The sequence below is a fragment of the Flavobacterium helocola genome, from assembly GCF_038289885.1.
In the GTDB taxonomy this organism is placed as follows: Bacteria; Bacteroidota; Bacteroidia; order Flavobacteriales; family Flavobacteriaceae; genus Flavobacterium; species Flavobacterium cheniae.
The window spans coordinates 914839-928919 of record NZ_JBBYHT010000001.1 but is presented as its reverse complement, the minus strand read 5'-3'; the positions used below and the strand labels follow the sequence as shown (position 1 = coordinate 928919).

The 14081-nt window shown below is 30.8% G+C and carries 7 protein-coding genes; 2 read left to right on the top strand and 5 right to left on the bottom strand.

All coding sequences use genetic code 11. The annotated features are described in order from the left end of the window. The first annotated feature begins 105 nt into the window (after window positions 1-105). On the top strand, window positions 106-2118 hold the full coding sequence (locus AAEO58_RS04200; protein ID WP_341682141.1) for a ComEC/Rec2 family competence protein: 2013 nt from the start codon (window positions 106-108) through the stop codon (window positions 2116-2118). 3 nt (window positions 2119-2121) lie between these two features. On the opposite strand, the gene AAEO58_RS04195 is transcribed toward AAEO58_RS04200, so the two are convergent. The 5 genes from AAEO58_RS04195 to AAEO58_RS04175 form a co-directional block, all read right to left on the bottom strand. Further along, window positions 2122-2589, bottom strand: a complete 468-nt coding sequence (locus AAEO58_RS04195; RefSeq protein ID WP_341682140.1) for a thioredoxin family protein — start codon at window positions 2587-2589, stop codon at window positions 2122-2124. 53 nt (window positions 2590-2642) lie between these two features. After that, window positions 2643-4124 carry a peptide MFS transporter gene (locus AAEO58_RS04190; protein ID WP_133610230.1) on the bottom strand — a complete coding sequence of 494 codons (1482 nt, stop codon included), beginning with the start codon at window positions 4122-4124 and terminating at the stop codon, window positions 2643-2645. A 1-nt stretch (window position 4125) separates the two neighbouring features. Further along, a complete protein-coding gene (locus AAEO58_RS04185) occupies window positions 4126-5784 on the bottom strand; it encodes a peptide MFS transporter (protein WP_341682139.1) in 1659 nt (552 codons plus the stop codon). 79 nt (window positions 5785-5863) lie between these two features. Next, on the bottom strand, window positions 5864-7372 hold the full coding sequence (locus AAEO58_RS04180; protein WP_341682138.1) for a peptide MFS transporter: 1509 nt from the start codon (window positions 7370-7372) through the stop codon (window positions 5864-5866). A gap of 26 nt (window positions 7373-7398) precedes the next feature. Further along, a complete protein-coding gene (locus AAEO58_RS04175) occupies window positions 7399-9570 on the bottom strand; it encodes a S9 family peptidase (RefSeq protein WP_341682137.1) in 2172 nt (723 codons plus the stop codon). Window positions 9571-9705: 135 nt separating this feature from the next. Between AAEO58_RS04175 and AAEO58_RS04170 the strand changes: the two genes are divergently transcribed. Continuing rightward, entirely contained in the window at window positions 9706-14046 is a 4341-nt protein-coding gene (locus AAEO58_RS04170) for a PAS domain S-box protein (protein WP_341682136.1), read from the top strand. The last annotated feature ends 35 nt before the right edge of the window (window positions 14047-14081 follow it).

Below are 14081 nucleotides of genomic sequence, written 5' to 3'. Positions count from 1 at the left end.
AGAAGATTCTCATCATTTTATTAGAAACTTAACTGATTTTTTATATTTTTGGGATGAGAAGTCCCAACTCCTTAAAACTAAATACTACTTCAAAAACAACAGTGATTGAAAGTATTTAAGTTTCCTTTACTTACCATTACCATTAGTTTTGCGATAGGTATTATTGCAGAATATAACTTGCAATGGAGTTTATCAACTCTTATTGTTTCATTGTTTTTGTGTTTAGGGATTTTTTGTTTTCTATTTTGGAAAAGTAAAAAAGCTTTGCTTCAAAATACTCTTTTTGGAATTGCCACTTACCTACTCGCCTTTACTTTAGGAATGATGAGTTTTTATATTCATTCTGATCTAAATTCGAAAAATCATTACTCTAAAAAGTCATTTGAAGAAACGAATTCAATTCGAGCAATCGTTTCAACTACATTAAAACCAAATGAAAAATACAACAAATATTTTATTACACTTTCACATTTTAATGATACAATAGCTTCAGGGCAACTATTACTTTATGTTCCAAAAACAAACTATGAAACCTTACATTCAGGTGATGAAATTTGGTTAAATAATGCCGTTTATCCTATCCCAAAAGCTTTTAATCCGTACCAATTTGATTATTCTAAATACCTTGAAAAGCAGAACGTATTTCATCAAATTTATACTCGTGAAAATCAAATTAAAATCATTCAAACACATAAAACGATTGATTTTTATATTGAAACATTAAGAAATAATCTTAGTAAAAGTTTCGACATTCATCATTTTGAACCCAAAACCAAAGCCATCATTGACGCTTTAATTTTAGGACAACGATTGGAATTAGACAAAGAAACCATTGCCGATTATTCCAATGCTGGTGTAATTCACATTTTAGCTATTTCGGGTTTGCATATTTCCATCATTTACTTCTTTATTGTGTTCTTATTGAAACCTTTAAAAAGAATGAAATTTGGAGCGGAAATTCAATTGTTGATTTTCTTGGGAATTTTATGGTTGTTTGCTTTACTTACCGGCTTGCCAGCTTCGGTAACCAGAGCAGTGACTTTATTTAGTTTCATTAGTATTGGGAATTACTTTAACCAACCAAAAGCGATTTATAACGCCTTGGCTATTTCTGCTTTTCTTATTTTATTAGTGAAACCAAATGCCATTTTTGATATTGGTTTTCAATTGAGTTATGCTGCTGTTTTATCGATTGTGTTATTTCAACCTTTTTATAAGAAGTTTTATTTTACAGACAATAAAATTTCGATTTACTTCACCGATACAATTTTAGTTTCCTTAGCAGCGCAAATTGGTGTTTTACCTTTGAGTTTGTATTATTTTAACCAATTACCTTTATTATTTTTATTAGCTAATTTGGTAATCATTCCGCTATCGAGTTTGGTTTTAATTGTTGGAATTGTGATTTTACCACTTAATTACATTCTTCCTTCTGTTGCGGTTTTTCTTGGGAAAATTTTAGAATTCAGCATTCAATTTATGAACGATTACATTCATTGGATTGCACAATTTAAAAGTGGTATTATTACGAATATTTCGTTTTCTGGTTGGCTGACTTTTTCGTTGTACTTAGTCATAATTGCTTTTGTCTATTGGTTGTATCACGCTAAAGTTAAAAATGTAAAATATATTCTAGGAACACTTTTACTCTTCCAATTGAGTTACATCAGTATAAAATGGAACGAAAACAACAGCAGTGAATTGGTGATTTTCAATGAAAAAACAACGCTAATTGGTATCAAAAATCAAAACAACGTAATGGCTTTTAGCGATATTCCAGAAAATCACAACACTACTTTAAATCACTACACCCGAGGGACATTTTCTGATTCGTTGCGCATTTTTCCATTACAAAACACGATTTCATTTCAGAATAAAAGAATTTTAGTTATTGATAGTTTAGGAATATATAAAACCTCAATTCGTCCTGAAATTATTGTGCTTACCCAAAATCCAAAAATCAATTTATCACGTTTGATTTTAGAAATGAAACCTAAAGAAATTATTGCAGATAAAAGCAATTATAAAAACACCATTAAAGTTTGGGAAGCGACTTGTAGAAAAGAGAAAATCCCTTTTCATGCTATTGCTGAAAAGGGATTCTATAGATTGAAATAATTCTTATTTTTTCTGAATAATCTGATTAGCTCCGTCAATCCAAACTTTTGGACCACCAGCTACATAACCAGAACTTCCTAAAGCATTTAAATTTACTTTAGCGTCAGCCGTTTTTGCAGCACTTACAAACCAAACAGTTGGATATCCTCTAACTTGAAGTTGTTGTTGTAATTGAGCATTTTGCAATTTAATATCTTCTGTTTGGTTATTTTTTCTTGGAAAATCCAATTCAACTAAAACAACATTTTCTTTTGCCCATTTAATAAATTCTGGCGTTTTAAAAACTTCTTTTTGCAAACGAATACACCATCCGCACCAATCGGAACCTGTAAAAAACAAGAACATAGGTTTATTTTCTTTTATAGAAATATCGGTTGCTTTTGACATATCAGTATGCCAAGTTAATTCTTCTTGCGCTTGCATTGACATACTAGTCAAAGTTAAAAACGCTATTACTAAAATCTTCTTCATATTTTAAATTTTATAAAACAAAATTAATCAAATTAGATGCCAGAAAATGTTAACTACTTAACTTCCTGCATTAATTTTTTAACCAAAGGTGATATCGCTATTAAAACAACCCCTGCGATTAAGGCATAAATAGCTAATTGTTGATAGCCATCTGTATAAGTAATTAGCTTTTCTGCCTTTGAGGCATTTTCATTAGCGCTTGACATTCCAGCACCTAAAATACCAGCGACATATTGCCCGTAAGCACTTGCTAAAAACCACATTCCCATCATTACTCCTTGTAATTTTAATGGAGATAGTTTGGTCATGATCGACAACCCGATTGGTGATAAACAAAGTTCTCCAAATGTAATAATGAAATATGCCAATGTAAAAATTTCCAACGAAGTCATTCCATCAATATTAGCAAAAAATCGAGTGAAATAAAACGTATAAAAAGCCAAAGCTAAAAACAAAAATCCTAAACCAAATTTAACAACCGTATTAGGTTCGGCTTTTCTTGAATTCAACCAAACCCAAACCAATCCTAAAAGTGGTGCAAAAATGATTACGAATAAAGAGTTAGCTGCATTATTTACTCCATTTGGATCTAAATTAACACCTAAAAAATCACTATCTAAATTATTAGCAGCAAACAAACTCAATGAACCACCACTTTGCTCAAAAAATGCCCAAAAGAAAATTGAAAAAACAATAAACACCATTGCGGCAATTAATTTTTTATTTTCTTGAATTGAAAAATTTCGCATTTCGTAAACCAAATACAACAATGTAATTGGTCCGATTGTGTACATGAAATAATCAGTATATTCTGGATTGGAAACCATTGTCATAATTAGTGGAATAGCTACTATTGTTCCAATATACGTTGCATATTCATATAATTTTCTTTTCGAATCTTGCAGATGCAATAAAGGAGAAAGTCCAATATTTGCCATACTTTTTTGCGTAAATAGAAAAGTAACTAAACTAATTGTCATTACAATTCCTGCTAAACCAAAAGCTAAGTTCCAAGAATAATTTTTACCTAAATAAATACAAGCGTAACCTCCTAAAAGTGCACCAATATTAATTCCAGAATAAAACAATGAGAAACCAGCATCTCTTCTTGCATCATTGGCTTTGTATAATGTTCCTACCATAGTAGAAATATTAGGTTTAAAAAAACCAGTTCCAATTACAGTAAAAGCTATTCCAAGGAAAAAGAATTGTTTGGGATCGAATGCTAAAATTGCACTCCCGATAATCATCATAATTCCTCCCCAAAAAAGCGATTTTCTATATCCTAGAATTTTATCAGCAAATAATCCCCCAACAAATGTAAAAGCATAAACGAAGGCTTGTGTTGCTCCGTATTGTAAATTAGCCACATCTTCTTTCATGAATAATTCGTGAACCATGAAAAAAGTTAACATACCGCGCATTCCGTAGAAACAGAAACGCTCCCACATTTCGCTAAAGAATAAATACCAAAGTTGTTTTGGATATTTTCCTTCAAAATTTTGAATTTCTTCTATAGTTTGAGTTGCTTGCATCTTAGTGAATTCCTTTTTCTTGCATTACTTTGTTTAGTTGTTTCAATAAAATGAACATTAACAAAGTTGCAAACATTAATAATCCGAAGTTAATCCAAAAGAAGTCTTGCTTGTTATCATAAGTATCCCAAAGACTTGCTAATACACCACTTAATTTATTTCCGATAGAAGTAGATAAAAACCAACCGCCCATCATTAATGAAGTAATGTTCGTTGGACTTAATTTTGAAACTACTGATAATCCCATCGGACTTAAGAATAATTCTCCAATGGTGATTACTCCGTAATTAGCCACTAACCACCAAACACTTACTTTTTCAGAACCGTTTGCTCCCATATTTACAGCAGCAATCATTACTAAAACTGACAAAGCTGAAATTAATAATCCAAATGCGATTTTTGTTGGTGTTGAAGGTTCTTTCTTTCTGCTTCTTAAGAATGTGAAAAAAGCTACGACTAAAGGTGTTAAAATAATAACCCAACCTGGATTAATCGACTGACTTAAATTGGTTGCCCAAAGCGAAACTGTTGCTCCTTCTTCAGGTAATTTATCTTTTGCTACGTTTCTGAAATAAACAGGATAATCTACCGTTTTTTGAACTTCTCCATCCACTTTTTGAATACGGAAACTGGCATCGTATAATTCAACCGTGTCTTTTTTGTATTCTACTTCTTTGGCTAATTTCAATCCATTGAAAACGGTTTGAGTCGTTCCTGTTATTTCTCTATCGGTATAACGGTCTGCCCAAGTGTTTAATGCAGAACCATTCAACTTGAAAACTCCCCAAAATAAAATTACCACTGCGAAAATGGTTAACAAAGCTCCGATTGGTCTTTTGTCTTCCACTTTAGCTTTGAAATACAAACTTCCGTAGAAGAAAATTACTGGAATACAAGCAAAAATAAAGGCATCGGTACTATCCGAACCAAAAATATAACCACCAGGATTTGCTTCAGAAGTTACTCCTTTTAATAACCAACCAATAACTCCAAAAACTGCTGATGGTAATAAAATGAAAAGTACAATTTTATAAAAAGGCATGTCGCCAGGTTGTACTCCTTTTTTATCAGTTTGATTTCCGTAGTGTTTTGTTCCTAATAAGAAAACAATTACACCAATGAACATTCCAACTCCAGCCGCCATGAAGGCATATTGCCAACCTAATAAAATTTGTAAAGCGGCTCCGAAGAAGTTACAAATGAACGCTCCAACGTTAATTCCCATGTAGAAAATGTTGTAGCCTTCATCTTTTTTGTCTTTGAATTTATCCTCAGTATAGAAATTACCTAAAAGTGTTGAGATATTTGGTTTGAAAAAACCGTTCCCTACAATAACTAAAGTCATGGCAATGTAAAGCATTGTAATATCATGAATTCCCATCATGAAATAACCCGCTCCCATCATAATACCACCAATTACGATAGATTTTTTGTAGCCCCAATATCTATCGGCAACTAATCCACCAATAAAAGGTGTTAAGAAGACCAAAGCGATAAAAGTTCCGTATAAATCGGATGCTTCTTTCTCGGTCATAGCGAATCCGGCTTCAACATCTTTAAGATATAAGGTAAAAATACCAATCATTAAATAGTAACCGAAACGCTCCCACATTTCAGATAAAAACAAGTAAGGCAATGCTTTAGGATGACTTTTCCACATAATTTATTGTATTAAAAAAACAAACCTACAAGGGTTTCTTGTAGGTTTGAAAGATATAAAAAATATTTTATTTTATCACTTATTCTGTTTGACCTTCAATATGGTCGTTGTGCATTCTTTTTTCTAACCAAGAACTCAGTACGAAAAGAATGGCTGCAGCAGCTCCCGACATAATAATAAACAAAATGAAAAATTCATACAGGTTAGTAATTTGAAAACCTATAAATGAAGTTGCTCCTCCAGTACCATCTTCACCACCAGGAATTAAAGCACTTAATGTTCCTGCAAATTTGTTAGCCGCAGCATTTGCTAAGAACCAAGTTCCCATCATTAAAGATGATAAACGTAATGGTGCTAATTTAGAAACCATTGATAATCCAATTGGTGATAAACATAATTCTCCAATAGTATGAATTACATAAAGACCAATTAACCACCACATTGAAACTTTTTCACCTAAGCCTAAGCCTTTAACTGCGATTGCAATTACTACGTATCCTAAAGCTACTAAACCAAGTCCAATTGCCATTTTCTTTGGAGAAGACGGCTCTAATTTTCTTGCATATAAGAATCCCCAAACAATCGTCATAATTGGAGCTAAAGAAATAACAGCTAATGGATTTACAGATTGAAAATAGGATGCAGGCATTTCCCAACCAAAAATAGTTCTTTCAGTTTGTCTATCAGCAAATAAAGTTAATGAAGCTCCTGCTTGTTCAAAAGCTCCCCAAAAGAAAATCACGAAAAACGCTAAAAGGAAAATCACCGTTATTCTTTGTGTTTCAATTTTGGTTAAACTTTTATCACTAAAGATTAAAATTGGCATAGCAACCATTGCTCCATAAATGAAATAGCTAATGATATCCACATCGCTTTTAAACATTTGTTTGAAGTTCAACATAAAGAAGATAATTCCTATTGAACCAATAATCATTGCAATACTTTTTGCATCTAATTTCTTAACTACCAATCCAATTTCTTTTCCTTCCTCAGAAATTAAATATTTTTTCTGACCTAATATAAAAGCTACAAGACCAATTAACATTCCAATACCTGCTGCTAAGAATCCCCATTTAAAATCCATAGAACCACAAACTAAAGGAGAAAAGAAAGCTCCTAAATTGATTCCCATGTAAAATATAGTAAATGCACTATCAATTCTTCTATCATTTGCAGGATATAATTGTCCTACCATTGTTGAAATATTCGGCTTAAAGAAACCATTTCCAATAATAATTGCAGTTAAACCCATCCACATCAACGAAACTCCACCATTAACTCCAACTGAAGCACTAAAAAACATAAAGAATTGACCAATTGCCATTAACAGACCTCCGATAATAATACTTCTTCTGTTTCCTAAATATTTATCACACAAGTAACCTCCTAAAAGAGGTGTTAGATATACTAAACCGGTATAACTTCCGTAGATTTCAGAAGCATCGGCATCTTTCATCAATAATACTTTTGTCATGAATAGAATAAAGATGGCTCTCATTCCATAGTAACTGAATCGCTCCCACATTTCTGTGAAGAATAAAAAGTACAACCCTTTAGGATGTCCAGTTTTTACAGCATTGTTTTCCATATAATTAGTTTTAGTTTATTGGTTTATTATAATTTTTCTTTAATAAAATTCGTCATTTTTGTGTACAATTGTAAGCGTGTTTTACCACCGTAAATTCCATGGTTTTTATCTGGATAAATTGCCCAATCAAATTGCTTGTTAGCTTGAACTAATGCTTCCACCATTTTCATTGTATTTTGCACATGTACATTATCATCAGCTGTGCCGTGGATTAACAAGAAGTTTCCTTTTAATTTACTTACGTGATTAATTGGCGAATTGTTATCATAACCACTTGCATTTTCTTGCGGAGTTTGCATGTAACGCTCTGTGTAAATACTATCATAATATCTCCAAGAAGTTACTGGAGCCACAGCTATTGCCATTTTGAACACATCAGCACCTTGGAACAAACAGTTTGACGACATGAATCCGCCATAACTCCAACCAAAAATTCCGATTCTTGAAGCGTCAACGTAGTTATATTTTCCAATTACTTTAGCTGCATCGATTTGATCTTCAACTTCGTATTTTCCTAATTCTTTTTGTGTACATTTTTTGAAAGCAGCTCCTTTGAAACCTGTTCCTCTTCCGTCAACACATGCTACAATGTAACCTTGTTGTGCTAACATCATAAACCAATAATCATTAGTTCCGTTCCAAGTGTTTGCAACTTGTTGTGAACCCGGACCTGAATATTGAAACATGAAAACTGGATATTTCTTAGTAGCATCAAAGTTTTTCGGTTTAATCATCCAAGCGTTTAATTGGTGCCCTTTTTCTGTAGTTAATACAAAGAACTCTTTTGGAGTTACATCATATTTTGCCAATTTAGTTTCAACTGCTTCATTAGAAACTATTGTTTTAACAACTGCTCCCGTTTTTGAATCGTTTAAAGTGTAAGTTGGTGCTGAAGTAGCACTTGAATACGTATTGATAAAGAATTGAAAATTCGGGCTGAATGTTGCTGAATTAGTTCCTTTTTTAGAAGACAATCTCACTTTTGATTTTCCGTCTACTTTAATAGCATAAACGTCTCTGTTGATAGAACCATTTTCTACCGATTGATAATAAATCATTCCAGATTTTTCATCAAATCCGTAATAATTAGTTACTTCCCACTTTCCAGAAGTAATTTGTTTTTTCAATTTACCAGCTCTGTCGTAGTGATAAATATGATTGAAACCATCTTTTTCTGATGTCCAAATGAAACTATTGTCTTTTAAGAAAGTTAAGTTATCAGTAACATCAACATAAGCTGCATCTTTTTCGTTTAAAACAATTTTTGTAGTTCCTGCGTTAGCATCTACAAAATGTAAGTCTAAATTATTTTGGTGACGATTCATTACTTGAACACTTAAAGTAGCCGCGTCATTCGTCCATTTGATTCTTGGAATATAAAAATCTTTATAATCTCCCAAGTTGATTTTCTTAGTAGTTCCTGATTTTAAATCGAAAATATGTAAAGAAACGATTGCATTTTTCTCACCCGCTTTTGGATATTTGAAAACGGTTTGTGTTGGATATAATCCTTCATTGTACATATCCATTGAGAATTCTGGAACTTCGGTTTCATCAAATTTGATGTATGCAATTTTTGTTCCTGTTAAATTCCAATCATAAGCTTTTACGAATGCAAATTCTTCTTCATAAACCCAATCCGTAATACCATTGATGATTTTGTTTTTTTTACCATCATTAGTAATTTGAATACTTGCTCTCGATACTAAATCATGAACATATAAATTGTTTTCAAAAGCATATGAAATTTTAGTTCCATCAGCGCTAAAAGCAGGCTCTTGAATAGCGTTAGTAGTAAAACTACTTACCGTTTTTGAAGGAATATCGTAAATAAAATATTCGGCAGTAAAAGAATGACGGAAAATAGGATTTGATTTAGTAGCAATTAAAATCTTTTTCTCATTTTTATCAAATGAATAACTATCGATTGATGATACTTCTGAGTGATTTTTAGTATCAAAAAGTGTACTTACTTTTTCTAAAGTTGCAAAATCATACAAATCGATTTGATAACTTTTAGAATTTCTGTCATAATTTAACACCGTATATTGGTTGGTGTTTTTCATGGCACTTAAAGCGTCCATTCCTTTAGTTCTGAAGGCACCGCCCCAAATTTCTTCTAAAGTAATTTTTTGCTGAGCTACTACTGATAATGAGCTCACTACAAAAAGCAATACTGCTAAACTGTATTTTTTCATAATAAATATGTTCTTAAAGACCCCAATTTTAGTGAAAATATATGAATTAACCATAATTTTAACTTCATTTAATAAAGTTTTTGATTTTTAAAAAATATTTAACTACATTTATGTTTGAAATGGCAAGATAAATAAATGGCAGTAACACTACAAAATGGATTCTTTTTTTTTTCCAACGCTTTAGTGGTTGCTAATTTGTATGTTTTACTTTATTTAATTTTACTGCTTACCGTTTTTGGGCTGTTTTTTAATTTTCAATTAAAATCGTCTAATATTGATTTTCGAACTTTAAGAAACACAGTAAATCACCATTCTAATTCGCAATATCGCTATTATTTTTTGTATCTCGGATTGATTTTTCCGGTTGCCGAATTGTTCTATTTGATTTTTAATGAATCTAAAAGTGTTAATTCCTATTTTGAATTTCTCATTGGTGCTTTTTGTGTTTTTATTTTCATAATAACATCAAAAAAAGAAATAGCCAAATACAGTTACACCATTTTTAGAATTTGTTTTTATTTATTGCTTTTATCTGTAATTTATGGTTTTTTTAAAGAAAACATGAACTTTCTTTTGTTTTCAAAATATTTATTACTGCTGTTTTTTGCTTTTGCAATTTTTAAACGATTTACCACATATCTAATTTTTATTGGCACTAACTTCATTCTTTTATTTTTTCTTACCATTTTAAAAAATGAAGAAACAATAACCATTGTAACCCTAATAAATGCTTTGTTTATTATTATGATCATTCATTTAGGGCAAATAATACGAAACATTAAAGTAAACGAAAGACTGATTTTTACACAAGATATTATAAACAATACAAACTCAATTATTATTGCTACTGACAGCATAGGCAATGTGCTTTATTGTAATGATTCAATAACTAAAATCCTTGGATATAGTCCAGACGAAGTTTTAGGAAAGGCTTTTTGGCAATTAACAGAAGATGCTGAATTTGAATCAGTTGACCACACTAATAAATTCAAACCAAATGCTGTTTATTTCCGGAAATTAAAGTGTAAAAACGGCGATTATAAGTTTATACAGTGGACCGACTTTAAACAAACTAACAATACTTACGTTGCTACTGGTCAAGATGTAACTTCTAAAATTAGTCTGGAAACAAAATATGCTAATTTGATTCAAAATGCTAAAGACATCATTTATGAAAGTGATCGATATGGCAATATAATCTATGCTAACAAATTTTCAATTCAAACATTAGGCTATAGATTAGAAGAGCTTTTAGGAAGACACTTTAGTGATTTTATTAGAGATGATTTCAAAAGCACCGTATCAAAATTTTATGTCGATTCTATCTCAGAAACAGATGAGTTTGATATTTTAGAATTCCCCATAATTAAAAAAAATGGCAATGAAATTTGGGTGTCACAAAAAGTAACTATCAAAAGAGATGAAAATGATACAGTTTCTGGTTTTTCCTGCATCATTAGAGATATTACCAACACCAAACTTATAGAACTTGAAGAACACAAACGAGTTGAAGAAATTAGTAGATTAAATTCTATATCCAACAAACTATCAACATTAAATTTTTTAACATTTCCAAGCTTAGATGATTTAATAAGACACATCTGTAAAGAAACCGCTATCGGATTGCGAATCGATCGTGTAGCGCTCTGGGATTTCAATGAAGATCACATTGATTTGAAAAATATTTATGTGCATAGTGAAGAAAAACATTATGCCGACTTAAAAATCCCTAAAACAAATATTAACACCTATATTTCAAACATTGAATCTCAACCCATAATTATTGCTTCAAATGTATACAAAGATGATTCTTTAAAGGAATTTACAACAGAATATTTTCCTAAATACGATATTAAATCGTTGTTAGATATTCCTATTTACATTGGAGGCGATCTTAAAAACATTTTATGTATTGAAGCTATTCATGAATTTAGATATTGGACCAACGAAGACATCAATTTTTGTAAAACAGTTGCCGAAATCATAGCGCTAGCAATTGAAACCACAAAAAGGAAAAACGCTGAAAATCAAATCATTTATAAAAATGAAATTTTAACCGCAATTGCAAACGTAACGAGCAACTTATTAATTCATAAAGATAAAAATCAGATTTTTGATACTTCAATTGAACAAATTGGGAAAGTATTAAATGTTGACCGATTGTATTATTTTGAAAACGACATCAAAACAAATTTAATAAGCCAACGTTTTGAATGGGTTTCAAAAACCGATTTGGCAGAAATAGATAATCCAGAACTTCAAAATATGCAGCAGGAAGAATTTGCCGAATTTATGCAAATTGTTTTGAAGAAAAAACCATATATCAATTTAATTAAAAACATACCAGAGGGCAATCTTAAAAATTTATTAGTTACCCAAAATATAGTTTCTATTCTTATAATTCCTCTTTTTGACAAAGACACTTTTTTAGGATTTATTGGCTTTGATGATTGCAAAAATGAACGCATTTGGACTGATGAAGAAATTAGTATTCTTCTTACGCTATCAAACAATATTTCTTCAACCATTATAAGAATCAACAATGAAAAAGCAATTGCTGAAAGCGAAGAAAAATTTAGACTATTAGCCAATAATATTCCTGCTTCTGTTTTTTTAGTTAAATACGATGAAGCAAGAACAAAAGTCTATTTAAATGACGAAATAGAAAAACTTACTGGATATCATCGTGATGATTTTATGAGTAATAAAATTTCATTACTTGATCTTTATCACCCTGAAGAAGAAGAAAAATTAAGACTCATTATTAACGAAGCTTTACAAAAGAGAAAGCCCTACAAAGTAACCTGTCGTATTAGAAAAAAAGACGGATTATATGTATGGGTTGAAGAATACGGAGAAGGAATCATCATAAACAACGAAGTAGCCTATATTGAAGGTGTATTAATTGACATTACCGAAAGAAAAGTAGCTGAAGAAGCTGTAATTGCTAAAGAATTAGCCGAATCTTCAAACAAAGCAAAATCAGAATTTTTAGCCAATATGAGTCATGAAATTCGAACACCATTAAACGGAATTATCGGATTTAGCAATTTACTATTAGGTTCTGATTTAACCGAAATTCAAAAACAACATTTAGAAACCGTAAATCAATCGGCATCTTCATTATTAGATGTGGTAAATGATATTTTAGACATTTCTAAAATTGAAGCAGGAAAATTAATCATCGATAAAGAAAAAACAAGTTTACATGCCATCATCAATCAATCTGTTGATATGATGAAATTTATGGCGCATCAGAAAAATTTGGAACTCATTGTAAATATCCACAAAGAAGTACATTGTGCCATTTGGGTAGATGAAATTAGATTGAAACAAATTTTACAAAACCTACTTAACAACGCTATCAAATTTACTTTAAAAGGACAAATCGAATTAGAAGTTTCGTCTGTAAATATTGACAATAAATCATCAAGAATCAAATTTAGTGTTAAAGATACGGGTATCGGAATCAAAAAAGGAAACAAGAAAAAAATTCTAGAAGCTTTTACACAAGAAGACAATTCTACAACACGAAATTATGGAGGAACTGGACTTGGATTAACCATTACCAACAGTCTTCTTAAATTAATGAACAGTAAATTAGAAATTGATAGCGAACCTAATGTTGGTTCTACTTTTAGTTTTGAATTAGAATTAAAATCAGAATTTTGTAACAACCATTTAAATACAAATAAGCACAACTTTAAAAAAGCTTTAATAATTGAGGACAATCAATTGGTAGCGTCATTAATCCAAAATATGTTGCAAAGCTTTACTATCGATGCTGATGTTTACCAAAATAACCTAGAAAACATTGCTACTTTTATTTCCAAAAATAATTACGATTTATTGCTTTTAGATTTGGAATATTTATCGGAAACAAGAACAATTAACATTATAAACGAGTTAAATGATTTGCCTTCCATATCTATAATTGTAATGCAAAATTCCAATTCGAAATTTAGCGAAACAGGAACCAACAAAAATCTGCAAAGCATCATAAAACCAATAAAAAATGATACTATACAAAATTACATAAACCGAAATAATTCAGATAACAATCAACCAATACAAGATACTAAAGAAGAAGTTTTACTTAACCCAGTTAAAATTTTAATTGTAGATGACAACAAAATAAACATGTTGTTGACCAAAACTCTAATATTAAACAGAGTGCCAAATTGCATCATTTATGAAGCAAGAAATGGTCAAGAAGCTGTTGATTTAGCATTAGAAAACAAACCTGATATTATTTTTATGGACATTCAAATGCCAATAATGAATGGCTACGAAGCTGCAACTGTAATTAGAAAAACAAATCCAAACACTATTATTATCGCCATTACCGCAGGAATTATAACGGGTGAAAAAGAAAAATGTTTAGAAGTTGGTATGAATGATTTTATTATTAAACCAATTGATAAAATTTTATTTGAAACCACTTTATTTAAATGGATAAATAGTCTTCCTAATTAATCCAATTAGTATCTTTGCCTTCTATTTGAAACAAA

Excerpts from the sequence above, each read along its gene's own strand:
- AAEO58_RS04195 (WP_341682140.1), bottom strand. The coding sequence starts at position 2,589 with ATGAAGAAGATTTTAGTAATAGCGTTTTTAACTTTGACTAGTATGTCA.
- AAEO58_RS04190 (WP_133610230.1), bottom strand. The coding sequence starts at position 4,124 with ATGCAAGCAACTCAAACTATAGAAGAAATTCAAAATTTTGAAGGAAAA.
- AAEO58_RS04185 (WP_341682139.1), bottom strand. The coding sequence starts at position 5,784 with ATGTGGAAAAGTCATCCTAAAGCATTGCCTTACTTGTTTTTATCTGAA.
- AAEO58_RS04180 (WP_341682138.1), bottom strand. The coding sequence starts at position 7,372 with ATGGAAAACAATGCTGTAAAAACTGGACATCCTAAAGGGTTGTACTTT.
- AAEO58_RS04175 (WP_341682137.1), bottom strand. The coding sequence starts at position 9,570 with ATGAAAAAATACAGTTTAGCAGTATTGCTTTTTGTAGTGAGCTCATTA.
- AAEO58_RS04170 (WP_341682136.1), top strand. The coding sequence starts at position 9,706 with ATGGCAGTAACACTACAAAATGGATTCTTTTTTTTTTCCAACGCTTTA.